General features: G+C 67.7%; 22 protein-coding genes. 10 read left to right on the top strand and 12 right to left on the bottom strand.

Annotated elements, in window-relative coordinates:
- The first annotated feature begins 136 nt into the window (after positions 1 to 136).
- Entirely contained in the window at positions 137 to 1237 is a 1101-nt protein-coding gene (locus GYM46_RS14255) for an NAD(P)/FAD-dependent oxidoreductase (protein WP_008260419.1), read from the top strand.
- On the opposite strand, the gene nirK is transcribed toward GYM46_RS14255, so the two are convergent.
- From nirK to GYM46_RS14230, 5 genes are all read right to left on the bottom strand, one after another.
- Positions 1231 to 2232, bottom strand: coding sequence for a copper-containing nitrite reductase (nirK, locus tag GYM46_RS14250; RefSeq protein WP_008262185.1), 1002 nt, complete (start codon positions 2230 to 2232; stop codon positions 1231 to 1233). The genes GYM46_RS14255 and nirK overlap by 7 nt on opposite strands.
- Positions 2233 to 2326: 94 nt before the next feature.
- Positions 2327 to 3682, bottom strand: a complete 1356-nt coding sequence (gene hemN / locus GYM46_RS14245; protein ID WP_008263113.1) for an oxygen-independent coproporphyrinogen III oxidase — start codon at positions 3680 to 3682, stop codon at positions 2327 to 2329.
- 15 nt (positions 3683 to 3697) lie between these two features.
- The gene (locus tag GYM46_RS14240) at positions 3698 to 4390 is read right to left on the bottom strand and encodes an alternative oxidase (RefSeq protein ID WP_008260472.1); all 693 of its coding nucleotides are present in this window, start codon (positions 4388 to 4390) and stop codon (positions 3698 to 3700) included.
- A gap of 33 nt (positions 4391 to 4423) precedes the next feature.
- The gene (locus tag GYM46_RS14235) at positions 4424 to 5113 is read right to left on the bottom strand and encodes a helix-turn-helix domain-containing protein (RefSeq protein ID WP_008260097.1); all 690 of its coding nucleotides are present in this window, start codon (positions 5111 to 5113) and stop codon (positions 4424 to 4426) included.
- A 102-nt stretch (positions 5114 to 5215) separates the two neighbouring features.
- On the bottom strand, positions 5216 to 5659 hold the full coding sequence (locus GYM46_RS14230) for a pseudoazurin (protein WP_008261193.1): 444 nt from the start codon (positions 5657 to 5659) through the stop codon (positions 5216 to 5218).
- Between the two features lie 171 nt (positions 5660 to 5830).
- Here GYM46_RS14230 and GYM46_RS14225 point away from each other — a divergent pair, with 171 nt between their 5' ends.
- Positions 5831 to 7348 (top strand): PAS domain-containing sensor histidine kinase, encoded by a 1518-nt coding sequence (locus tag GYM46_RS14225; protein ID WP_008258641.1) that lies wholly within the window; start codon positions 5831 to 5833, stop codon positions 7346 to 7348.
- The gene (fixJ, locus tag GYM46_RS14220; RefSeq protein ID WP_232216245.1) at positions 7311 to 7949 is read left to right on the top strand and encodes a response regulator FixJ; all 639 of its coding nucleotides are present in this window, start codon (positions 7311 to 7313) and stop codon (positions 7947 to 7949) included. Before GYM46_RS14225 ends, fixJ begins: the two co-directional genes overlap by 38 nt.
- Here fixJ and GYM46_RS14215 read toward each other — a convergent pair.
- The gene (locus GYM46_RS14215; protein ID WP_008262946.1) at positions 7924 to 8334 is read right to left on the bottom strand and encodes a response regulator transcription factor; all 411 of its coding nucleotides are present in this window, start codon (positions 8332 to 8334) and stop codon (positions 7924 to 7926) included. The genes fixJ and GYM46_RS14215 overlap by 26 nt on opposite strands.
- A 587-nt stretch (positions 8335 to 8921) precedes the next feature.
- On the opposite strand from GYM46_RS14215, the gene ftrB reads away from it, so the two are divergent.
- Complete coding sequence (ftrB, locus tag GYM46_RS14210) at positions 8922 to 9749, top strand: transcriptional activator FtrB (protein WP_008259927.1); 828 nt, start codon at positions 8922 to 8924, stop codon at positions 9747 to 9749.
- Positions 9750 to 9787: 38 nt separating this feature from the next.
- Here ftrB and GYM46_RS14205 read toward each other — a convergent pair whose 3' ends face one another.
- A complete protein-coding gene (locus GYM46_RS14205) occupies positions 9788 to 10966 on the bottom strand; it encodes an NnrS family protein (RefSeq protein ID WP_008261079.1) in 1179 nt (392 codons plus the stop codon).
- Between the two features lie 270 nt (positions 10967 to 11236).
- Here GYM46_RS14205 and GYM46_RS14200 point away from each other — a divergent pair, with 270 nt between their 5' ends.
- From GYM46_RS14200 to GYM46_RS14185, 4 genes are read left to right on the top strand one after another with little or no spacing between them, the layout of a single operon-like run.
- Complete coding sequence (locus tag GYM46_RS14200) at positions 11237 to 12961, top strand: ribonucleoside triphosphate reductase (RefSeq protein ID WP_008263442.1); 1725 nt, start codon at positions 11237 to 11239, stop codon at positions 12959 to 12961.
- Between the two features lie 31 nt (positions 12962 to 12992).
- Entirely contained in the window at positions 12993 to 13172 is a 180-nt protein-coding gene (gene nrdD / locus GYM46_RS14195) for an anaerobic ribonucleoside-triphosphate reductase (RefSeq protein ID WP_008261541.1), read from the top strand.
- The gene (locus tag GYM46_RS14190; protein ID WP_008259894.1) at positions 13165 to 13812 is read left to right on the top strand and encodes an anaerobic ribonucleoside-triphosphate reductase activating protein; all 648 of its coding nucleotides are present in this window, start codon (positions 13165 to 13167) and stop codon (positions 13810 to 13812) included. Before nrdD ends, GYM46_RS14190 begins: the two co-directional genes overlap by 8 nt.
- A gap of 51 nt (positions 13813 to 13863) precedes the next feature.
- Positions 13864 to 14541: an NnrU family protein gene (locus tag GYM46_RS14185; RefSeq protein ID WP_008260452.1), complete on the top strand. Its 678-nt coding sequence runs from the start codon at positions 13864 to 13866 to the stop codon at positions 14539 to 14541.
- Positions 14542 to 14690: 149 nt separating this feature from the next.
- Here the strand turns inward: GYM46_RS14185 and GYM46_RS14180 are convergent, their stop codons facing one another.
- The 4 genes from GYM46_RS14180 to mobC form a co-directional block, all read right to left on the bottom strand.
- Complete coding sequence (locus tag GYM46_RS14180) at positions 14691 to 15143, bottom strand: DUF305 domain-containing protein (protein WP_050771654.1); 453 nt, start codon at positions 15141 to 15143, stop codon at positions 14691 to 14693.
- A 311-nt stretch (positions 15144 to 15454) separates the two neighbouring features.
- Complete coding sequence (locus GYM46_RS14175) at positions 15455 to 15907, bottom strand: hypothetical protein (protein WP_156796447.1); 453 nt, start codon at positions 15905 to 15907, stop codon at positions 15455 to 15457.
- A 148-nt stretch (positions 15908 to 16055) separates the two neighbouring features.
- A complete protein-coding gene (locus GYM46_RS14170; RefSeq protein WP_198004289.1) occupies positions 16056 to 17057 on the bottom strand; it encodes a relaxase/mobilization nuclease domain-containing protein in 1002 nt (333 codons plus the stop codon).
- Entirely contained in the window at positions 17054 to 17575 is a 522-nt protein-coding gene (gene mobC, locus GYM46_RS14165) for a MobC family plasmid mobilization relaxosome protein (protein WP_008260944.1), read from the bottom strand. The genes GYM46_RS14170 and mobC overlap by 4 nt, the downstream gene beginning before the upstream one ends.
- Positions 17576 to 17922: 347 nt before the next feature.
- Here mobC and GYM46_RS14160 point away from each other — a divergent pair, with 347 nt between their 5' ends.
- Together GYM46_RS14160 and GYM46_RS14155 are read left to right on the top strand one after the other, a co-directional pair.
- A complete protein-coding gene (locus GYM46_RS14160) occupies positions 17923 to 19638 on the top strand; it encodes a S8 family peptidase (RefSeq protein WP_164952712.1) in 1716 nt (571 codons plus the stop codon).
- Positions 19639 to 19688: 50 nt separating this feature from the next.
- Positions 19689 to 21005, top strand: a complete 1317-nt coding sequence (locus GYM46_RS14155) for an MBL fold metallo-hydrolase (protein ID WP_008260588.1) — start codon at positions 19689 to 19691, stop codon at positions 21003 to 21005.
- A gap of 29 nt (positions 21006 to 21034) precedes the next feature.
- On the opposite strand, the gene selD is transcribed toward GYM46_RS14155, so the two are convergent.
- On the bottom strand, positions 21035 to 22768 hold the full coding sequence (gene selD, locus GYM46_RS16880; protein ID WP_008261363.1) for a selenide, water dikinase SelD: 1734 nt from the start codon (positions 22766 to 22768) through the stop codon (positions 21035 to 21037).
- Positions 22769 to 23456: the final 688 nt, after the last annotated feature.

Below are 23456 nucleotides of genomic sequence, written 5' to 3'. Positions count from 1 at the left end.
GCTCCTAACCCAGCCGGGTCTGATCGGGCTGAACCGGTCTCAATCGCCGCCCTGCCCGGCGTCATTTCGGGGCTTGATCCGCCTCAATCCTTGCGGCCGCCGTCGCCGATAGGCTGTCCCGGCCACGGGAGCCGCCATGCAAGACAGATTCGAGTTTCTGATCCTGGGCGGGGGCCTTGCGGGTCTGGCCGTCGCCGCCGCCCTGGCGCCGCACCGCCGGCTCTGCCTGGTCGAGCGCGAGGCCTGGCTCTGTCGCCACGCCAGCGGCCGGGCGGCCGCCATGTTCATCCCCACCTATGGCGGCCCCGTCGTCTCGAGGCTGGCGCGCGCGTCTCGGGGCCTTCTGGCTCCTGATCTGCTGGAGCCGCGCGCGGCCCTCCATCTGGCGTCCGAAGAGACGGATCTCGCCGCCGTCCAGCAATGGGGACGGGGACGACGGATCGACGCCGCCGAGATCGCGAAGCTCGCGCCCGGCCTCCGGGCAGGGGCGACCGCTCTGGGCTTCCTGGAGACGGACGCCGGCCTGATCGACCTGGCCGGCCTGGTCGATCGCTTGCGCCGGGCCGTCTTGCGGCACGGCCCGATCGTCACCGGCTTCGAGGCCGAGACGATCGAACGGCGTCAGGGCTGTTGGCGGCTTCGATCGGCGGAGCGGACCCTTGCCGGCGCGGTCCTGGTCAACGCCGCTGGCCCCTGGGCCGACGAGACGGCGCGTCTCGCCGGGGTTCAGCCCCTGGGGCTGCAGTCGTACCGGCGGACCCTGATCGAAGCCGCGCCCCCGCCTGCCGTGGAAGTGCGGACCTGGCCGATCCTCAAACAGGCGAACGGACAGGGCTATCTGCGTCCTGCCGGGGACGCCGTCTGGGCGAGCGCCTGCGAGGAGACGCCGTCCCCGCCCTGCGACGCCCAGTCCGATCCCCTCTCCGTCGCTCTGGCCTGCGAAAGCCTGAACGATCTGACCGGGCGGACCGAGTGGACGCCGACGGCGCACTGGGCGGGCCTGAGGAGCTTCGCGGCCGATCGCGATCCGGTGGCGGGCTGGGCGACCGATGCGGCGGATTATTTCTGGATCGCGGGCTTGGGCGGGTCCGGGGTCCAGTGCGCGCCCGCGCTCGGTCAGGCGGCCGCGGCGATGCTGGGCGGCGCCCCCTGGCCAGAGGCGCTCGTCGCCGAGGATTTGACCGCCGCCCTCCTGTCTCCGCAAAGGCTTCGACGCGTCCCTATCGGGGATCAGTGACTGTGAGGGCCGTGCGGGTCTCGTCCGTCGAACACCTCGGGCGACGACGGACCTTCGGCTTGGATGACCGCCAAGGCGCCGAGATCGACCCGGGTCAGGGCGTGATCGACCAGGGCGTAGTCTCCGGGTACCTGGAAGGTGAACTCGACGACGGTCGCGCCGCCAGGCGGCACGCTGACGGTTTGGACATTGTGCAAGGGGGCGTCCGTCAAGGCGGCGTTGGGATAGACGCGATCCATGATCTCGCCGATCAGATGCAGGCTGGCGGTCTTGTTGGGACCGCCGACCCCGAAATAGAGGCGGGCGGTGTCGCCCACCCGCACCCGCATGCGACGCTCGCCCGTCAGGCCGCGCACCGCGCCGTTCATCACGTAATGCGACGGCCGCTCCTCCAGAAGCCGATCCAGATCCTCGATCAGACGGCCCTCGCCGTCCGCCTCGGCGTAGATTTCGCCCTGCATGACATAGAATTCATGATCGACCGGCGGCAGTCCGCCTTCGGGCTCCACCAGGATCAGGCCGTACATGCCGTTGGCGATGTGCTGGGCCGCCATCGCCTCGGCGCAATGATAGACATAGAGGCCCGGCGCCAGGGCCTTGAAGCGGAAGCTGGCGCTCTCGCCGGGATAGACCCGCGTGACCCCGCCCCCGCCTCCCGGCCCGGTCACGGCGTGCAGATCGATATTGTGCATCATCTGACTGTCGGCGGCGTTGGCGAGGGTCAGTTCGATCCTGTCGCCGACGCGCACCCTTAAAAAGGGGCCGGGCGTACGACCGTTGAAGGTCCAATAGCGATAGGTCTGTCCGTCCGACAGCGCGCCGTCACGCTCAATCGCCTCCAACCGCACCTGATGCGTCCGCGGGGATTTGGCCGTGAGCGGGGCCGGCAGGTCGTCGGCGCGACGGACGATGTCCGCGGCGGGCGTCTGGGCTGCGGCCTGCCCCGCCGCTAGGGCGACGAGCGCGGCCAGTCGAGCCAGGGGATGAGGGCGCATGGGGTCTCCTTTGTCTGGAATTTAGGCCCGCCCGACCGCGAGCGCCTTGACCCCTCGCGCTCAATGGCTTGACGCCCCTCAAGCCCCGGCGTCGTCAAACCGCCGGCGCATGGCGTTGCGGCGGCTCGCCCGCCGCGTCGAACGCCGCCGCGACGGTGCGAACCAGCCGCCGCGCCGCGTCCGGGATCCAGACGCGCCGCCCGTCGATCCGGCACAAGCCCGCGTCCGCCGCCTCCCGAAGCCGGTCCAGACAGGCGTCGAGGTGATCGGAAGACTGCCCGTGGTTCTGGGAAATCTGATCGACATCCGCCGACAGCCCGGTCATCAGGGCTTCGATCACCGCCCCCCGAAGCCGATCCTCGGATGTCAGGGGCAGTATCCGTGCGACCGGCAGCCGGCCATCGGAGATCGCCTGCCGCCAGACCCGCGCATCCGCGGCGTTTTGCACCAGTCCCGTCGGCCACTGACCGATGGCCGACGGCCCCAGCGGCACGAGCACCCGCGCGGGATCGTCGGTATAGCCTTGGAAATTGCGCCGCAGCCCGCCCTGCGCCAGGGCGCGCGACAGACGATCGTCGGGACGCGCGTAGTGGTCCAGACCGATCGCCTCGTAACCGGCCGAGACCAGTCGGTCGTGGGCCGCCCCGGCTTGGGCCCAACGTCCGGCGGCGTCGGCGAGTTCGGTCTCGGCGATCATGCTCTGGTGCTTCTTCAACCAGGGCACATGCGCATAGCCGAAGACGGCGAGTCGGTCGGGCGCGAGCCCCGCCGCCAGGTCCGCCGTCTCGGCCACATTGTCCGGCGTCTGACCGGGCAGGCCATACATCAGATCGAAATTGACGCCCGCGATCCCTGCGCGCCGCAATTCCTCGACGGCCTCAGCCACCTGAGCATAGGGCTGCGGTCGATTGACCCGCACCTGGACCGCCGGGTCGAAGGTCTGAACCCCAAGGCTTACCCGCGTGACCCCGGCTTGCGCGAGGCCCGCGATGAAACCGATCTCCAGTCGGGCCGGGTCGAGTTCGACCGCCACCTCCGCGTCGGGCGCGAAGCGGAAGATCGACCTCAGCCGGTCCACGACGGCGACGAAATCCGCAGGCCGCAGGATGTTGGGGCTGCCGCCGCCGAAATGCAGATGGCGCACAACCCCGCGCCGCACCCCGGGCCGTTCGGCCCAGAGCGCGATCTCCCGCAACAACTGGGCCTGGAAGGCCGCCACCCGCTCATAGTCCGAGACAATGCTGGTGTGGCAGCCGCAGTACCAGCACAGTCGATCGCAGAAGGGGATGTGGACATAGACCGAGAGGCTCTCCCCCTCATCCGCGATCAACCAAGTCTCGACTTCTTCGAGCGTCCCGGGCCGCAGAGCGACTGCGGTGGGATAGCTGGTGTAGCGCGGCAGGGTCCGACGGGCATGCGTCATCCAGGCCTTAGGCAGGGAGGTCGACATGCGCGATCCCCGGCCTCAGGCAACCGTCCAATGCGGTTGAAGCGGAACATGCGCGGGACCCGGCCGCACGGCCTTGACCGGTCCGCCGGCCAGTTCATCGGCGAAGCCATGGTTGACGTCACGGTGATGCGCCTCGTCGGCGCGGACCACCAGAACCACGTCGCGCAGCGTTGCGGACGCGGGCAGACCCCAGTAGTCGCGGGCGATCTTAGGCGCAGGGGCGTTCTCGCTACGCCCTTCGTCGATCTCAGCGAGATAATGGGTGTAGCTGATCACCGCCTCTTCTTCGAAATAGCCGACGACCCGATGGGCGGTGCGGGGCGAGACCAGATAGAGGCCGAAGAAGAAGAGATAGAACAGCCATTGCACGGCCATGACGATGAAACGTTCGAACAGGGTCGGCTGGCACACCTCGATGAAGGTCATCAGGTGCATGCGCTCGTTTTCGGCCTCGTCCATCAGGGTGCGGATCCAGCCGCGGTCGTCGCTCATGCGCCGCAGGGCTTTCAGGTGGGTCAGGGTGGCTCCGACCATGCCGGGCACGGCCGCCACCGTCTCCAGCACCACGGCCCGGTGGCCGTAACGCTTGGCGAAGAAGGTGTCCGCGCAGAAGCGGAGCGACTTCACAAAACCCCAGGCGATGCGATCAGACACCGAACGCGGCGCATGATGGACGTCGATATCACTCAGAAGGTCAGTCATATTCATCAGCTTTCTCGTTTCAGGTCTTCACAGACCGGATTAGGAACAAAGGGCTTCAAGCCGGTCGCGGCGGACCAGCCGGACGTGCCGACTGGAGCGCGCCGAGATCAGGCCGGAGCCTTCCATTTGGGTCAGGGTGCGCGAGACGGTGTGGATCGCCAGACCCAGGAAGTCAGCCATGTCCTGGCGGCTCATCGGCAAGATCATGTCGTCGAGCGATCTGACTCGTCGGGCGTAGGCGAGAAGAAAGGCGGCGACCCGTTCGGTGGCGCTTTGGCGAGCGAGAATGGCGGCATGATCCTGACTGCGTTGGCAGACCCTCACCGAGGCCGCCCACAGGGCGCCGGTCAGGCGGACATCGGTCGCCGCCAAGGCCGAAAGACGCCGACGCCGCATCCCGGCCACGACGGCCGGCGTGACGGCTTGCACAGCGGTCGTATAGTCCACGCCCGCGTCAAGCCCGAGGAACTCGCCAGGCAAATGGAAGTCCACGACTTGGCGACGACCGTCCCGCAGCAGGCGATAGCTCATCAAGACGCCCGCCTCCACGCGATAGGCGTAGTCGGCGGCCGCGCCGGCGAGAAACAGGTCGTCGCCCAGATCGACGGTGGTGCGAAGAGCCTGACTGTCGGCGAAGGCGGCGTTGAGCGGGCACATGGCTTCGGGCTCGGGCGTCGGGAGCGGACGCGCGAGCGGCTCGGGGGTCATCGCGAGAAGGGCTGCGGACATGGCGACCTCGGGTTTATTCGACGCCGTGACGCTACGGGGGACAGGCCGATTTCGGTACTCGGGTGTGTCGCCTAGGGGAAAGACCCGAGTTGCCGTCTCGGATCAACCCAGTCTCGTCAGCGCCTCGATCATGCGTCGTCGGGCCAGCCCTGGAAGGCGCGCCACACCGGCTTCAAACCCGGAGCGGCTGGCGCGGACATCGCCAACGGCGATCAGAGCCACCATGCCCATGCCGAAATGAGGCGCGCACTTGACGCCGTAGAGGCCGGGTCGTTCGAGACGAAGGTCGAACACCGCCCCCATGGCGCCGCGCGTCGGCGGCGTTCCCGTCGGCGCAAGCCCGACGATGACCTCCGCATTATGTCCGGGATCGGTCGGCACGAAGCGAACGAGATCTCCGATCTCGGCGCGCAGAAAGGCCGGGTCGAACACCATGGCTCCGCCCGGCCCGCGGTTCAGCATCTGAACGCGGTGGACGCGCGCGGCGGCCGCGCCGCCGAGCCCCCATCCCGCCGCCGCCGTCAGCAGCGCCCGTCGCGTGGTCATCGAAATCTCCCCGTCGCAGGCGGCGGCCCGGTCCCGTCCGCCGCCGGTCTCTTAGCAACCGGCGCCCTTGGCGCCTTTGCGCGCGCGCAAAGGACAAGGCTCCCTCCTCCCCCCGGATGGTTCTTCGTCGGCGGACGTGCCAGACTCGCCTGAACAGGCGGATGGAGGCCGATGAAAACCAGCCGAATCAGCGCGCCGCTCTTTTGGGCCGAACGGGTGCGACCGCACCGGCATCTGGTCGGCGCCGCGATCGCTCTGGGCGGAGTGGGCCTGGCCTATGCCGCGCGGTGGGCGATGGCGCCCATGCTGGGCGAGCGGATCGCTTTTCTCTTCTTCGTCCCTGCCGTCGCGGCCGCCGCCGCCGTGGGCGGATTCGGCGCCGGCGCCCTCGCCGCCTTGCTCGGCGCCGCCGGGGGTTTGCTGATCACCTGGCAGGCTGGGCCAAGGACCGGCGGCGACATCGCCACCGCCCTGGTCTTTCTGGCTGTCGGAATCGGCTTGAGCGTGGGCGGGGAACTTCTTCACCGGGGCCGCCGCGGCGTCGTCGCGGCCAACGCTCACCTACGCGCGCGCGAGGCGCATCTGCAGTCCATCCTGGACACGGTCCCTGACGCCATGGTCGTGATCAGCGAAAGGGGCGTCATAAGGTCCTTCAGCCCGGCGGCCGAGCGGATGTTCGGCTGGACGGCCAGCGAGGTCGTCGGGGAGAATGTCAAACGGCTGATGCCCGAGCCCTACAAGGCGCAACACGACGATTATCTCGAGCGCTATCGGCGGACGGGCGAAAGACGGATTATCGGCCAGGGTCGGGTCGTGGTCGGTCAAAGGCGCGATGGGGCGACCTTTCCCCTCGAACTGGCGGTCGGCGAGATGCAGTCCGGCGAGGAACGCTACTTCACCGGCTTTATTCGCGACCTGACGGACCGCCAGGCCACGGAGACCCGGCTACAGGAGTTGCAGACCGAGCTGATCCATATCTCGCGCTTGACCGCCATGGGCGAAATGGCCTCGGCCCTCGCCCACGAACTGAACCAGCCCCTGACCGCCATGGCCAACTATCTCAACGGCTCGGCGCGTCTGCTCGATCGTGAGGAACTGCCGCGCGAGGTGCTCAAGGACGCGCTTCGCAAGGCCGGAGCCCAGGCCTTGCGCGCGGGCGACATCATTCGCCGGCTGCGCGACTTCGTCGCGCGCGGCGAGGTGGAACGCCGCGTCGAAAGCCTGCCCAAGCTGATCGAGGAGGCCGGCGCCCTGGCGCTGGTCGGCGCCAAAGAGCATGGCGTGCGCGTCACGCTCGATTTCCCGCCCGACGTCGATCTGGTGTTGGCGGATCGTGTCCAGATCCAGCAGGTCGTGCTCAATCTGATCCGCAACGCCATCGAAGCCATGGAAGACCAGCCCCGGCGGGATCTGACCATATCGCTCACGCGATGCGCCGACGAGGCCTGCGTCACCGTCGCCGATACGGGATCGGGACTGGACCCGTCGGTGGCGGATATGCTTTTCCAGCCCTTTGTGACCACCAAGCGAACGGGAATGGGCGTGGGTCTGTCGATCTGCCGAACCATCGTCGAAGCGCATGGCGGACGCATCTGGGCGACCCCGCGTCCGGAGGGCGGCGCGCAGTTCGCCTTTACCTTGAAGACCGCAGATGAAGACGACACCGATGGCGACGATGATCCAGGCTGACACGACAGTGCACGTGGTCGATGACGATGCGGCCCTGCGCGACTCCCTCGCCTTTCTGATCTCGACGAACGACCTGGAGCCGCGGCTTTACGCCTCACCGCTCGAACTGCTGGAGGCGGCGCGCCGCGAACCCCTGTCGGGCTGCATCCTCACTGATGTGCGCATGCCCGAGATGAGCGGTATCGATCTGGCGCGGCGTCTGCGCGCGAGCGGCGCGACCACTCCGATCGTGGTGATGACGGGACACGCCGACCTGGCCTTGGCCGTGGAGGCGATGCGCGCCGGCGTCCAGGACTTCATCGAAAAGCCGTTCGACGACGCCGTCTTGATCGAGGCGCTCCAGCGCGCGCTCGCGGAACCCGACGGCGCCCGCACCGCCGCACGGGACCCTCTCGTCGCCGAGCGCCTCGCTTCGCTGTCCCAACGCGAGCTAGAGGTTCTGGAGGGGCTCGTCGCCGGCCATGCCAACAAGGTGATCGCCTATGATCTCGGCATCAGTCCGCGCACCGTCGAGGTCTACCGGGCCAATGTGATGACCAAGATGCAGGTGCGCAGCCTGTCCGAGCTGGTTCGCGTCACGGTTCTGACGCGAGGCGGCTGAGGCCGCAGGCGTCCCTGACGGCCTCGAGCAGGGCGCCTCCGATCAGGGGTTTCTCGAGCAGGACCGCGCCGACGCGGGCGGCGTCTTCGCAGACCCCGCGGCGCGGGTGGGTGGTGATCAGTATGGCGCCGCCGGCGAGCGACGCGGCTCTCAGTCGATTCAGAAGCGCCAGCCCGTCCAGACCCGGCAGATGATAGTCGAGGACGAGGCAGCGCGCCGCCCGCAATCCCGCCCCCTCCCCGACGCGATCTTCCACGGCCTCGAGCAGCGCCTCGGCGCTGCCATATCGTCGGACCCTGAAGCCTTCGGTTTCGAGCGCAAAGGCGACGGATTGCGCCACCGCAGGGTCGTCATCGACCAGAAGGACGAGGGGCGCGACCATCATGCCGCCTCAGCGCAAGCGCAGCCGCCGCTCGGCCTTTCGAGCGCCCAGCAATCGCGCAGAGCGCGCGTAACGACCCGGCAGCTCGCCTGAAGACGAAGCCAGTCTGCGGGTGCGGAGGCGGACGCCGAGAGTTGGACCATGGCGCGCTCGACCGCCCCCAGAGCTCGAGCGCGGTGAAGGATCTCAGCGCGACGCCGCGCCCGGGAGGCCGGGGCCTGATCCTGTGCGAACCGCCCGGTCTCGCGCGCCTGACAGAGGTCCAGGCCGTCCTGCAATTCGGCGAGTAGATCGCCCATCCCATGGGGCCAGTTGTCGTCGGCCGCATGAACCGGCTCCAGCCGATCCGCCAGGCGAACGGCGTGAGACAGGGCCCACGCGGCCGCGCGGATCCCGGTCTTTCCCGTCTTCTCCGCTCGTGGGGCCATGGCCGTCCGGTCCGCCGCAACATCTCGTGCGCCTCAGAATGACCGGTCTCGGCGTCGCCCGCCTTGCCTTTGCGCAAATCGGACGCCTTTGAACACCGACGGGCGGAGTCTTCACGCCTTTGAAGGCGATTTGATCGGGATCAATCGGAAACCTCGTCCGACGTGATCCTGTGGGTCATGTCCATTCGTCAGACAGACCTTGACCGCATCCGCACCCTGCCCCTGTTCGCGGACATGACCCCGAGCGTCTTCCGCGACGCCACGGCCGGGGCTTTTCTGCAACGGTTCCCCGCCGGCACCACCCTGCTGATGGAGGGCGATCCGGTCGACTTTCTATATGTCTTGCTGGACGGCGCTGTGGAGCTCCAGGGGAGTTGGAAAGAGAAAGAGGCGGTTCTCGCCGTTCTGCGCCCCGTCTCGACCTTTATTCTGGCGGCCGTGATGCTCGAGGCGCCGGCCTTGATGTCCGCACGGACCCTGGAGCGGTCGGAGGTGCTGATGCTGTCCGGCGAGGCGTTGCGCCGGACCACGCGGCAAGACCCCGCCTTCGGTTTCGCCGTAGTGCAGGAATTGGCCGGCTGCTACCGCGGCGTGGTGCGTATGGTGAAGGCTCACAAGCTGCGCGGCTGCCTGGAACGCGTGGCCAACTATCTTCTGGCGCAAAGCGCCCGGCAGGGCGACCCTCATCATATCGTCTTGCCGTATGGGAAACGCGTCCTGGCCTCTCTCCTCGGCATGACGCCCGAGAATCTGTCGCGCGCCTTCGCCCAACTGGCGGACTACGGGGTTCAGGTGCGAGGCCCGGAAATTCATCTGGCGCGCCCTCGCGCGCTCGAGCGCCTGGCCCGCCCCTCGCCGCTCATCGACAACCACGTCAAGGCCGGCCCGCTTCCGATCGGACGGGCGGGGACCGAAAGCCTGACCACGACGCCCGGCGCGCCTCCGCCGCCCGCCCCCTCCGGCGTCTCCGCCGCGCCGCGCACGGCCTGAGTTCAGGCCGAACGATCCACCGGTCAAGCCGCGGCGCCTCACCTCAAGCGCGGTCCTAGCAACATCGGCCCGTAGACAAGGGCGTAGCCGAGCAAAGACGCCGCCCAAAGGCCGCCCGCGACGATCAGGGCCGCGCCATAGACCTCCGGCCACAGCCCGCCCGCCACCCGCACCACGGCGGCGAGATTGGCGAGCCCATACAAGACCACCGTGGCCCGGTCCGCCTCCAGCGGCCGTCCCGTATGGCCGCGCGTGGCCCGGGTCATCACCGCCAGGATCATCACCCCCATGGCCCCGGTCGTCAGGGCGTGGACGCCCGCCGAAGGCGCAAAGCTCGCCCCCATGGCGGCCAGCCCCAGCAGGACCAGGCCGACGGCGAGCCAAGCGTAGCCGAGGTGCAGAATCCAGACCAGCGGCTCGCCGGCGGTGCGCCAGCCGCACCACCGGGCCAGCCGCACGCCGTTCAAGAGCCCCGCCAAGGCCAGGACCACTCCGACCGCCGGATGGTCGGCCCGCCACACCCAGGCGACGAGAGCCGTCAGGGTAAACGCCATGACCCCCAGATCGAACCGCGAGGCAGGGGCGGGCAGCCGCCCGCTTCCCTGGCGCGCCAGCCAATTGCGGGTGAAGTTCGGCGTCACACGGCCGCCGATCAGGACCAGAAGCATGACGATCAGGCCTAGACCGGCGCGCACCACGGCGTCCAGACCGCCGGCCTCTCCTGACCTGAGGTGGAAGGCCAGATTGGCGGCGGCCAGTCCGGTTACGGCCAGGGCGACGCCGAGATTGCGCCAGTTGCGCGCCGCCAGGACGTCGCGCCAGACGACCAGGCTCAGCCCTGTCAGATAGAGGCCGTCGAGGATCAGCAGGGTGAAGGCGTCGGCTCCGGGGGTCGACAGGGCCAGACGTCCGACGGCCCAGAGCCCGAACAACACCGCCAGCGGCGTTCCCGCGAGTGGCGCGCGACCGGTCCAGTTCGGCACGGCGGTCAGAAGAAAACCGCCGATGACGGCGCCGACATAGCCGAACAGCATCTCGTGGATATGCCAGTCCATCCCCGCGCGACCGGCGATCCGTCCGTCGCCATGCGCCAGAACATAGACCCAGAGCGGCGCCGCCATCGCTCCCCACAGGGCGCCGAACAGGAAGAAGGGCCGAAGCCCTAAGCTGAACAGGACGGGCGTTGAAAGAGCGCGAAGGGGGCGATCGGTGGTCATGACGGAACTCCTTGCTCTCCCTTCTGGCGCCGCCCGGCGACGGGCGCCTTGCCTTGGCGCAAACTCCTGTTCTCTGATCGATGTTTCGGCGCGTCACATCGCCCGTCGCCGGAGTCGCCGTCCTCGTCTTGATGGCGATCAATCCCGGAGACGACATCTGAATTCGGCTTATCGGACGGCGCCGCGCGGCCCGATGCCGCACCGCGCCGCATTGACCCGACCCCAAGGAAAAACCCAACATGTAGTCATCCACCAGAAGTGATACACCATATGTTGACCGTCATCCGCCCCGCCGCCCCGTCCATCGACGTCGTTCAAACGGTTCGCGAATATGTGGACCGGCAGGACTGGCGGGTGAACGCGAACGCCAACCAGGGCTATTCCTTGGGCGGCCTGATCCTGAATGTCTCCGGCAAGGTGATCGCCAACTACTGGCTGTCCCACCTCTATCCGCCCGCCGTCGGCGCCGCCCACCGCGAGGGCGACCTGCACATCCACGATCTGGACATGCTCAGCGGCTATTGCGCGGGCTGGTCGCTCAGAAACCTGCTCACGGAAGGTCTGAACGGCGTGGCCAACAAGATCGAGTCGGCGCCGCCTCGCCACCTGTCCAGCGCGGTCGGCCAGGTCGTCAACTTCCTGGGCGCCCTGCAGAACGAATGGGCGGGCGCCCAGGCCTTCAGCTCGTTCGACACCTATATGGCGCCGTTCGTCCGTAAGGACGCCATGCCCTATGAGGCGGTGCGTCAGTGTCTTCAGGAGATGGTGTTCAATCTCAATGTGCCCTCTCGGTGGGGCACGCAGACGCCCTTCACCAATCTGACCTTCGACTGGACCTGCCCTGATGATCTGAAGGCGCAGATTCCGATGATCGGTGGTGAGGCCATGCCCTTCGCCTATGGCGACCTCCAGCCGGAGATGGACATGATCAACCGCGCCTTCATCGAGGTCATGAGCGAAGGCGACGCCCTGGGCCGCGCCTTCACCTTCCCCATCCCGACCTACAACATCACGCCGGACTTTCCCTGGGATCACGAGAACGCCGAACGGCTGTTCGCCATGACGGCCAAATACGGCCTGCCCTATTTTCAGAATTTCCTGAACTCCGATCTCAAGCCGCACATGGTCCGGTCCATGTGCTGCCGACTTCAGCTCGACCTGACGGAATTGCTCAAGCGCGGCAACGGTCTGTTCGGGAGCGCCGAACAGACCGGGTCGCTCGGGGTCGTCACCATCAACTGCGCCCGGCTCGGCTACAGGCGCAAGGGCGACGAGGCCGCGCTTCTGGCCGATCTCGACCGGCTGCTGGACCTGGGCCGCGACAGTCTGGAGATCAAGCGCACGGAGATCCAGCGCCTGATGGACGACGGCCTGTTTCCCTACACGCGGCGTTATCTGGGCACGCTGCGAAACCACTTCTCGACCCTGGGGGTGAACGGGATCAACGAGATGATCCGAAACTTCACCGACGACGTGGAGGACGTCACCACCCCGGCGGGCCACGCCCTGGCCGAGCGGCTTTTGGACCATGTGCGCGCCCGGATCCTCGCCTTCCAGGACGAGACCGGCCACATGTACAATCTGGAAGCCACGCCGGCCGAGGGCGCCACCTATCGTTTCGCCAAGGAAGACCGGAGTCGTTGGCCCGACATCCTCCAGGCCGGAACGCCCGAAAACCCCTATTACACCAACTCGAGCCAGCTTCCGGTCGGCTACACCGACGACCCGTTCGAGGCTCTGGACCGCCAACAGATCCTGCAGTCCAAATACACCGGCGGCACGGTGCTCCACCTGTATATGGGCGCGCGCCTTTCCAGCGCCGAGGCCTGTCGCAAACTCGTCCAGCGCGCCCTGGCCAATTTCCGCCTGCCTTACATCACCGTCACCCCGACCTATTCCATCTGCCCCACGCACGGCTACCTCGCCGGCGAGCACCCGTTCTGCCCCAAATGCGACGAAGTGATCTTGGCCCGTCGCGCCCGCGCGGCCGCCTGACGCTGTCCCCTTCGAAAGCCAGGAGCTTATCATGTCTCAGAACCGTCCCGCCTCAGCTGCGGACCGTATTCCCCAGAGCGAGCGTCAACCCTGCGAGGTATGGACGCGGGTGATGGGCTATCACCGCCCCGTTTCGTCGTTCAATCTCGGCAAGAAGGGCGAGTTCCGCGAGCGTCTCTATTTCAGCGAACGGGCCGCCGGTCTTGAGTGAGCTGCTCGTCGGCGGGTTCGAGCCTCTGTCGGTCTGCGACTGGCCCGGTCAGTTGGCGGCGACGGTCTTTTGCCAGGGGTGTCCCTGGCGCTGCGGCTACTGCCACAATCCCCACCTCCTGCCCGTCAGAGGCGCCGCCCTTCTGTCCTGGCCGGCGACGCTCGAGTTTCTGCGTCGTCGGCGCGGCCTGCTGGACGCCGTCGTCTTCAGCGGCGGCGAACCCACATTGCAGAAAGGCCTGGTCGAGGCCGTCGTCCAGGTTCGATCTCTGGGCTTCCGCATCGGCCTGCACACCGGCGGCGCCTATCCGTCGCGGTTGGCGCGGGTTCTGCCGCTGGTGGATTGGGTGGGTTTCGACGTCAAGACCGCCTTCGACGACTATGACGACCTGACCCGCGCCCGCGGCAGCGGCCGTCGCGCCCGCGCCAGCCTGCAGCTGCTGTTGGATAGTGGAAAACCCCACGATCTGCGCACCACGATCCACCCTCGGCTGCATCCGGCGTCGCGTCTCGACCGTCTGCGCGAGGACCTGGAACAGGAAGGCGCCGGTCCGTCGCGGCTTCAGGCTTTTCGGTCCACAGGTTGTCTGGACTCCGGGCTGCAGGTGACGGATGAGGAGATGGAATGGGGCCCGGCCTGACCCGTACGGGCCGGACCGAGCCCGATCCCGGACTTCGATCAGGAGCCTGTCGTGGATTGGATTGAGTTCATCGCCGCCCTGGCGGCGTTCTTCATCGCGCACTGGGCACCGCTTCGACCGAGGCTTCGGGCGCCTCTGAAGCGGATGCTTGGACAGACGGGGTTCACTTGGATCTATTCGGTTCTGTCTCTGGGCCTTCTGGCCTGGTTGATTATGGCGACGAACCGGGCGCCGCGCCTGATGATCTGGCCCTGGGCCCCCTGGCAGAACCTCTTGGTCCTCGGGGCGATGGCCGCGGCGGTTCTGATCCTCGCCTTGACGCTCGGACGGCCCAATCCCTTCTCCTTCGGAGGCGGCGGCGGCCCAGCGCCTTTCGACCCGACCCGCCCCGGCCTGACCCGGTGGATCCGCCACCCCATCCTGACGGCCCTGGCCTTGTGGGCCCTGGCCCATCTCGTCGCCAATGGCGATCTGGCCCATGTCGCGCTCTTCGGGCTGCTCGGCGCCATGGCCCTAATCGGCCAGACCATGATTGATCGTCGCGAGGGCGCAAGACGCCTAAACCTGTGGCGCGACATGCGAAGAGCGACCCGGGACACCCCGTTCCTGAGCCTTTTTCGACCCTCGGATCTGTGGCGCGGTCTGGCCGGCCTGGTCTGTTACGGGACCCTGATCCTGCTCCATCCCCGGCTGATCGGCGTCGATCCTCTCGCCGGCCTGTCGGGCTGAGCGTCGCGCGTCCCTGGAGCCGGCGCCGAGGTCCAGACCGACGGCGGGCTTCAGGCGCGACTGTCGTCAAGACCGGCGCCGTCGTGGGCGCGAATCGACATTCCTCAGGTTCGGTCCCAAGACGCCGGCGGCGGGTTCCATCGGGGGCCTCAATGGGCGTGGGCCGAGGACGCGGATGCCGGTGTTCCACCATAGGCCCGCATCTGGCGAATCTCCTGCTGCTGGGTCTCCACAATATGTTGCGCCAGTCGGCGCAGTTCCGGATCGGCGCCGCTTTCCAGATAGGTGTTGGCCATATCCACCGCGGCCTGGTGGTGGGGGATCATAAGGGCGGTGAAATCGTGATCGAGATCGCCGGTCACCTGCACGGCGTTGGTGGCGTCGTGCATGTGCTGCATCTGAGCCAGCATCGCCGCAGCCGCTCCGGCGCCAGGCGCTCGGGTGGCGCCCGCCTTGCCGTGGTAGTGGGTCTGCCCGCGCCAGAAGGCTCCGGGCGCCGCTCCGGTTTCAGGATGTTTAGAGGACTCCGCGCGCAGCAGGGTCGCGACATGCGGGTCGGTGCTCTCATAGATCAAATGGTGCAGGCCGACGTAGGACCCCATGGTCATCGCCAGGGCGACGGCGAGACCTGCGGGGACGAACAGCGCGCGACGGCGGCGCGGCGCGATTTCCAGAGCCTGGTCGCGTAGGGGACCCGGCCCGGCTGCTGGCGATCGCCCCGAACGGCCTTGTCCAGGACGTCACCCCGCCCGGGGTCCATCCGACGACGCCTGTGGATTTTCAGGGCATGGCCACGGCCGTGGGGGGCTGGGCGGGGGCCTCGCCCCTGTTCAAGGGCCGCGCCGGCTCCGTCGACGCCTGGTTCCAGGCTGGGCCGTCGCCGCGCCGTCTGAAGATCGCGCCGGATGCCAGACTAGTCGCCCAGGGCCGGTCCGCCGTCCTGTTCAACAGCGACGGCCAAGTCGTCCGCCTGACGGTGGACGGAGAGACGGCGTCCCGTCTTTTGCTTCGCGCACCGTCCCGACTGCGACACGGCCGTCTTGCCTACGCCCACGGTCCGCATGATCGTCGCCTCATAACGATCAATCCGGGCGCGAACGGCCGGCGTGCGTCCGACCGCCGGAAACTCCAGCTGATACTGATGGGCGGCGGCGCGGACCGTCCCCTGCCTCGGCTCCGGGAGATTGAGCCACTGCGCCGTCTCGAGCCCGGTATCCAGGACCAGAACCATGGTCGGTTGGCCTTGCGCAAAGGCGCAGGCCAGTTGCACCTGCGCCGGCGGTTTGAGCGCCTCTTCGGGCATACAGCCGGCCAGACCGGACCCGAAAGCCAAGAGGCTTATGAGACTGATCGTCGGGTGTTTCATGCTCCGCCGTCTCCATACGCCGTCGCTGCGACGCTCTACAATACAACCAAATTCGGTTGTACAGACCATTAACAACCAAAATCAGTTGTGAAAAGCATCCTCTCCACGCCGATACCCTATCCTGGATCTCCAGCCACGCCGTGTCTCTCTACCGCTCCCGGTCCCTTCTGTCGTCTCGGACCGGATCCGTCCGCCGCCGGACCAGGCTCTCTTCCCGGGTCTCCGGCTCGCGGCGCGATCGGGTGAACCGCTCGACGAGCGCGCCGAGAACCCGGTCCTCGACCTTTCCAGATCGCTGAAGTCTCAGGCTCTCAGCCACGAGCGCGCGTCGGATCGCCAATTCCCGCGCTCGGATCGCTGCCCGCCACGGCGTCGGCCGCGCATCATCGCGCAAGGCCTGCCGGTACGCCGCCTCCAACACCCGAGGCAGCGGCCCCCGCCCCGCCAGATAGCGTTCGCGCATACGCCGGACCGGACCGCGCTCGGCCTTGCGGGTCACGGCCCGCGCGCGTCGCGGCGTGGCCTCGGCCTCGACGCCGCGATCCCGCAGGGCGCGGGCGAACCCCTCGCGCCAGGCCTGCAGATCGGCCTTGCGGGGATTGAGCCGTTCGCCTTCCCGGCCGAGCGCACGCACGGTCAGATGAACATGCGGATGACGCCCCTCGTCGTGCAGGGCGAACACATAGGCGAAACGTTCGCCGAAGGTGGCGACGGCGAAGGCCCGGGCCGCATCCCGGACCCGCGTCGGCTGCACGCCGGCCGGCATGCTGAGGATGATGGACAAGGACAGGGGCGAGTTGCAGCGACGGCCCGGCTCCATGGCCGCCTCCTCGGCCCAGTCGCGCGACAGCCCTGCCACGTCGCGCGCGCCCTTCAGCCGCTCGCCGTCGGGGCCTTCCAGATCAAGGGCGCCGTTGCGGCTGATATAGTCCAGATGCGCCTTCAGATGACCGGCGTCGCGGGTGCGTCCGGTGATCTTGACCATCACCTCCGGAACGCGGCGCGCCAGCCGCGCGACCCGGGCGGCGGCCTCGCCCTCGCCGCGCATCCCGGCCTTGCCGAGCACCGCCGGGGTGATCCGGGCGCGACGCACATCGACCGGCGGCCGCAGCGCCTCCTCGAAACCGCGCAGGACGTAGAACTCCGTCACCCGCCCCTCCGCCAATAGTCGAGATTGCCCCGGAAGGCGTCGCCCAGGGCGTCGATCCAGGCCGCGATCTCGACCTGGAAGGCGGCGAGTTGCGCCACCTCCAGATCGAGCACCTGGCCTTCCAGGACCGCCGTGTTCATCGCACGGGCGATCTGGTTGATATTGACGCCGATGCGTCGCAGCTCGCGCCGCGCGTCCAGAAAGGCCGTCCCGTCCAAACGGCCAAGCTGGGGGCGGCCGTGCAGCCGCGCCCGGATCAGCGCCACCGTCCATTGGGTGCGGGACAGGCCCACAGCGCCCGCCTCGGCCTCCAGGCGCGCGAGATCGACGCCCGTCAACCGTACGGTCAGTTTCGCCGCCGAGGCCGTCAGCGGGGCTGCAGACGGGGCTGGTAAGGACGCCTGGGCGGCCCCTTCCATAAGCTTGCGCAGCAACCGCGAGCGTCCGCCTTGCCCGGTCGCTGCAGCGTCGAAGCGGGCCAGGAGATCGGTCGGAAGACGGAGGGTGATGCGGTCCATGGGGCGAGGAGCCTGTCTGACATTGCCGGCGCAAAGCCTATCCTGCCCTAGACCCTCCCTCCCTTCGCCCCGTAGGCCTACGGGGCTGCCCGCCCTCCCCTCGGCGGCCAAAACCGGCCGCTCGCCCGCCGCCCTGAAGGGCGCCCCAGCCGGATGGCGGAGGCGATCTCGTGGGTGCGAGCGCGATCCCGCGACACAGAGGGTTTTAGATCACGGTTGCAACCCAGCCGCGTTAAGCTTAGCCCTTCCAGTCGGAGGGCGGTTGCATGGCCAGGTTTGATCCGGACGTTGTCAGGCAACTGCTTCTTGCGGGCCGAGCCGGACCGCGCCTGCTGAACGAAAACTCGGTGGCGATTGATGTCTGGTCAGCCTACGCCAAGGGGGAAGTGCGGCCGGACCTGCTGCTCGCGCCGTATGACGCGACCGAAGCCTCCAGCCTCGCCGCCCACATCTTCAAGGCGCTGTCCGAACGCGAGGCCGCGCGAGGCTCGGGCCTGTTTCCCCTCGAAGGCGCCGTCGCCGTCAGGCTCACGTTCGACGCCTTCGTCCAGGTCGTCCTTCCTGCGACGGGCTTGGATTTCAGTCATGCGGCGAGCGAGCTCTTCGATCTGCTGAGGACACACCTCATGACCCTGGGAGACCTGTCGCCAGGACAGGTGAGCATAGGGGAGCTTCTCGATTTCGGCCTTGCGAATGCGGGCCGGCTGTCCCCGACGCTGCGGACGGCCCTCGTCGTCCTACTCATCCAGACTGCGCGCCGCCCCGTCTGGTCCGAGTTGGCGCAGGAGGATACGCCGGTCGATTTTCCCGATCCCAATCGCCAGCAGCCGAAGGCGGATCCGCCGCTCATCTGGCGGGTGTCCTTGAACCGGCCCGTAGAGACGCTTGGCGTGTCGGTCGAGACCATCAAGGCCGACGCCGCTCAACGCGTGTTCGACATCAGCTGCCGCGCGTTGACCTGGGCGGTCGTCGATTCCGGCATCGACGGCGCCCATCCCGCTTTTCGGGACCATGGCAAGGCGGGCTTCGCGACCCGGATCGACCAAGCGTTCGACTTCACACGCCTCCGCGACCTGGCGTCCTATGATGCGTTGCTGGACCCTGCCGCCTATGACGCCATCCTCGCGGAGGTGGCGAGCGGCCTGCAGGTTTCAACCTCAGAAGCGAGCGACTGGCTTGGACGACTGCAGGCGGACGCGCGTCGGGGCCGACCGTACGACTGGGATGCGCTGTCCCGGCTCCTCGAGACCGCCCCGGACAAGCTGCAGTCGGACGCCGCCGGCCGGGTCGAAGGCCATGGCACCCATGTCGCCGGGGTGCTCGCCGGCGACTGGCGGGACGGCGACAAGACGATCTATCGCGGGGTTTGCCCGGACCTCAGGCTCATTGATCTGCGCGTCCTGGGCAACAGTGTTGACGCCACCGAATTCGCCGTGATCGCCGCCCTCGAGTTCGTCCGGTGGATGAACACCCGCAACCGCCATATTGCGATCCACGGCGTCAATCTTTCGATCGGCCTGCTGCACGATAAGGCGAACTACGCCTGTGGCCGCACGCCGGTCTGCCTGGCGTGCGAGACGACGGTGGCCTCAGGCGTGACCGTCGTCGCCGCGGCCGGGAACTGGGGGTCGCACAGTTTCACCACGGCCGCAGGCGCCTTCGAAGGCTACGCCGCCATGTCGATTTCGGATCCCGGCAATGCGGAAGCCGTGATCACGGTCGGCGCGACCCATCGGGAACGACCTCACGAATACGGGGTCAGCTTCTTCTCGTCGCGAGGACCGACCGGAGATGGCCGCGCCAAGCCCGATGTCGTGGCGCCAGGGGAGCGGATCGACGGCCCCCTGCCCAATCTCGGCTTTGGGCGCCTCGACGGGACGAGCATGTCGGCTCCTCATGTCTCCGGAGTGGCCGCCCTTCTGATGGCGCGCCACCCGGAACTGGTGAGCGATCCTCGTCGGGTGAAGGCCATCATCATCTCGACCGCCACAGACCTGGGGCGCGAGCGTCATTTCCAAGGAGCGGGTCTGGTGGACGCCCTGCGCGCCCTCCAGTCGGTTTGAGCATCATCACCCCCCGCCGGATCGGCGCGGGCTTAAGGCGGAGGTCTATCATGAGGTTCGAAGCGCTTAAGGCCCGCTATGGCGACTGTCTGTTCCTGACCTTCGATGGCGCAATGGCGGGCGCCGAGCCGACCCGGCTCCTCGTCGATGGCGGTCCAGGGACAGTGTTCCAGAACGCCCTGAAGACGCGCCTTGAGGCCGAACTCAGGGCGCATCCCGGCGAGGCTCCGGTGACCCTCGATGCGGTTCTGGTGAGCCATATTGATGAGGATCATATCCTTGGCATACTGGATCTCCTCGAAGAGGTTCGGGATGACCGCTCGCCCGGCGGTCCGCTCTGCGAGGTCCGATGGCTGTTCCACAACAGCTTCGACGCCCTGATCGGCGAGGGGGAAGGCGGCGCCGCCCGGAACCTCCAGGCGTCCGATGTGCTCGCCGCTGTCGGAACCTCTATGGGCGGACTTCAGGGCGTTTCGAGTCCCGATCCGTCCGCTCTGCTGGTGCTTCAGAGCTATGGGCAAGGCAGCCGCCTCGCCTCGCTTGCTGCAGCCATGAAGATCCGGCGCAACCCGCCCGACGCCGCCGTGCTGATGTTCGACGGCGTCACCGCGCCTGTTCGTCGTCTGGGTCCGGCCACCCTCACCTTCTTTGGCCCACTGCAAGCCGAGGTCGAGGCGTTGCGCCGCAAATGGGCGACCGAGGTGAAAAAGCCGGACGGGCGCGCCGCATTGGCGGCCTATCTCGACAAGTCGATCCCCAATCTGTCGAGCCTGGTGGTCCTGGTCGAACAGAACGACGTCTCCATCCTTCTGACCGGCGACGCCCGCGGTGACAAAATCCTCGACGGCCTGCGGGCGGGAGGCCGTCTGGGCGGGGTTCAGCCCCTTAAGGTCGATATTCTCAAGCTCCCCCACCACGGCTCCAGCCGAAATCTTGATGACGACTTCTTCCAGGCCATCCATGCCGATCATTATGTGGTCTCGGGCGACGGAACCCATGGCAACCCCGACCGCGAAACGCTTCAAATGCTGGAGCGCGCCCGTCCGGACGGCGGTTTCGTCGTCCACCTGACCTATTCGGCAGCCCACTGCGACCAAACGCACCGCGACTGGAAGCAGGCGCGCCAACGGTCTTTCGATCCGGCTCAGGACGGCATCTCCGACATCATTGACCGGTGGAAGAAGAGCCCCTCGATCGAGGTTCGGGAAGACGTCGTCTCCATCCAACTCCCGGGCGATGCGCCGCCCCGTCCGCACCACCCGCGCCCGCGCCCGATCAGCGACACCCCTCGCCCCGTCGCCAAGTCGACGCTCAGACCTTCGAGCGATTACAAGCTCAAGCCCGGCGGCCCGCCTCGCCCAGGTTAAAAGCCGGACGAGGCGCCGCTGCGGGGCCATCAGCCCTGAAGGCCGTGCAACCAAGCCACCGCCCGCTGAGCATGAGAGGCGGCGGAAACGACGAACCTCTTGTCGTTCTTCAGCACCTGCAGCCAGTGGCCGATGTAGGCGGCATGATCCTCGCGCGGCTCAAGCGCCAGACCGAGATCCGCGCAGAGGAAGGCGGCGCCGAATTCGGCGACCAGCTCTTCGCGGGCGTATCCCGGATCGCCGAAGCGCTGACGGCCGAAGTCCCGATCAAGACGGGTGGGATGGCGCGTCCAGTGCGTCATCTCGTGACCGAGGGTGCCGTAATAGGCGTCGGCGTCTTCGAAACATTCGAACGGCGGCATCTGCACATGGTCCGGGCCGGGCGCGTAATAGGCGCTCCCGCCGCCATGGCGGATGTCGGCGCCGCAGTTCCGGAAGAAGGCGTCGATGCGGGCGATTCGCTCATCCGGATTGACGTCCTGGACGTCCGGCTCACCATAGCGATCCGGCAGACCTTCGATCTGGTCGACATTGAAGACGGTGTAGGCCTTCAGAAAGGGAATGCGCTGTTCGACGCCTTCCCCGGTCTCGTCGGTTTCCTCGCGGACGATCTGGTTGGCGTAGACGACGGTGGAACCGCGTTCGCCCTTTCGGACATGAGCCCCGAGCGCCAGCGCCTGGCGAAAGGTCATCCAGGTCGAGCGGGTGAATCCCCTGCTGGCGGCTTCGCCCCAGAGCAGGACGACATTGATGCCGTTGTACGGCGTTCCGTCATGCCGGAGCGGGCGGCTTACGGAGGTTGCGCTCTTCCAGGGCTGGGCCCAGGGGCGGACCCCGGCTTCAAGCTGGGCGACGATGGATTGAGTGATCCGGCTAGAAGGCGCAGGCGATATCCCCGAAGCCAGGGAGACATCACCGCCATAGGCGGACCAGTTCCGAACCGACGCGCCGGTGCGTACGCCGGCCTGCGCCAAGTCGATGGAGCCCGGAAGCCAGTCGGGCGCGTCCGCGTCGATCTCCACGGTCGCTCCGCAGCCTCGCGCCATCTCCAGGGCGTGGCCGAGGAGGCCGAAGCCGGTGACGTCAGTGACGGCGTGAACCTCGGACAAGGCGGAAAGCTGTGGACCGGGCGTATTCAGTTGGGTGGTCGAGGCGATCAAGGCGTCATAGCCCGAGGCCCCCAATCGCCCCTGTTTAAAAGCCGCGCTGAGGACGCCGACGCCCAGCGCCTTGGTCAAGATGAGCACGTCGCCCGGTCTGGCGCCGCGGTTGGTTAGAACCCGATCGGGATGAACAAGACCCAGCGCCACTAAGCCGTAGATCGGTTCGAGGCTGTCGATCGAATGGCCGCCAGCGATGGGGACGCCGGCGGCGGCGCAGACCGCCGCCCCACCTTCCAGCACCTTACCGATCACCTCGACTGACAATCTGCCGATCGGCATCCCGACCAGGGCCAGAGAGAAGATCGGCGTGGCGCCCATCGCGTAGACGTCGGACAGGGCATTGGTCGCTGCGATCCGCCCGAAGTCGAACGGGTCGTCGATCATGGGCATGAAGAAGTCGGTGGTCGCGACCAGCGCCTGGCCGTCGTTCAGGCGCCAGACCGCAGCGTCGTCGGAGGTCTCGGCCCCGACGATCAATGCGGCGAAGGGTGCGGCCTGCGGCGTTTCCGCCAGAATGGACTGAAGGACGTCCGGGGCGATCTTGCAGCCGCAGCCGCCGCCATGGGCCAGGGAGGTCAGTTTGGGTTCAGGTGATTTCATGATTTGCCGTCTCGCGTCACAGCGGCCACGTCAACCTCCAGGCTCGAATGCCGATGTCCTGCCTCTGAGTTTTCATCCAGCGGCGACCAGCGCCCTGGGGTTAGCTTGACCTTGACACCGACGTGGCGCAGCCCGTCATCCTGGCTCCCCGCCCCCACAGACGCCGAAAGGGGCGCTAGGCTCACCGCGAAGCCCCCCCTCCGCCAGAAGGTCGAAGTTCGCGGCTGGGCCGGCGCATCAGGGCGCAGGGTCGGCGACCGGCCCGTGAAATGTCCTCGCAATGACCGGCCGCCTGCCGAGGCGTCGGGCGACGCCGCAGCGCTTCAGCAAAGCACGGGACAGGAGGGCTGGGAACAGCGATCCGTCAAAGGACAACGTCGAGATCTCGGGTCCGTGGCGGCTGCGGTTTTGGCGGCGCCCTGCCTCTTTGATGCGTAAAAGGCCCGGGTCTCGCCCGCAGGTCCACAAGGCGCGAAGGGTGCGGCCCGGCCTCAGGGGGATGAGCGCGCCGGGCCGCAGGTCGAGGCACGAGGTCGGCGCGCCCTGACACCGCCACACTAGCAAAGCTTGAGGCATTTGGGGACGGGCTTTTATCGGACCGAGTGACGCGCGCCGCCTGAGTCCGCAAGACTGATCAACGGCGGGCTCCGGAACGATAGGGGCCGACCGGGAGCCGGGGGACGTCTGT

The organism is Brevundimonas mediterranea, assembly GCF_011064825.1.
Lineage (GTDB): Bacteria > Pseudomonadota > Alphaproteobacteria > Caulobacterales > Caulobacteraceae > Brevundimonas > Brevundimonas mediterranea_A.
Note: the sequence above shows the minus strand (reverse complement) of the source record. Positions and strands in the feature narration are given on the sequence as shown.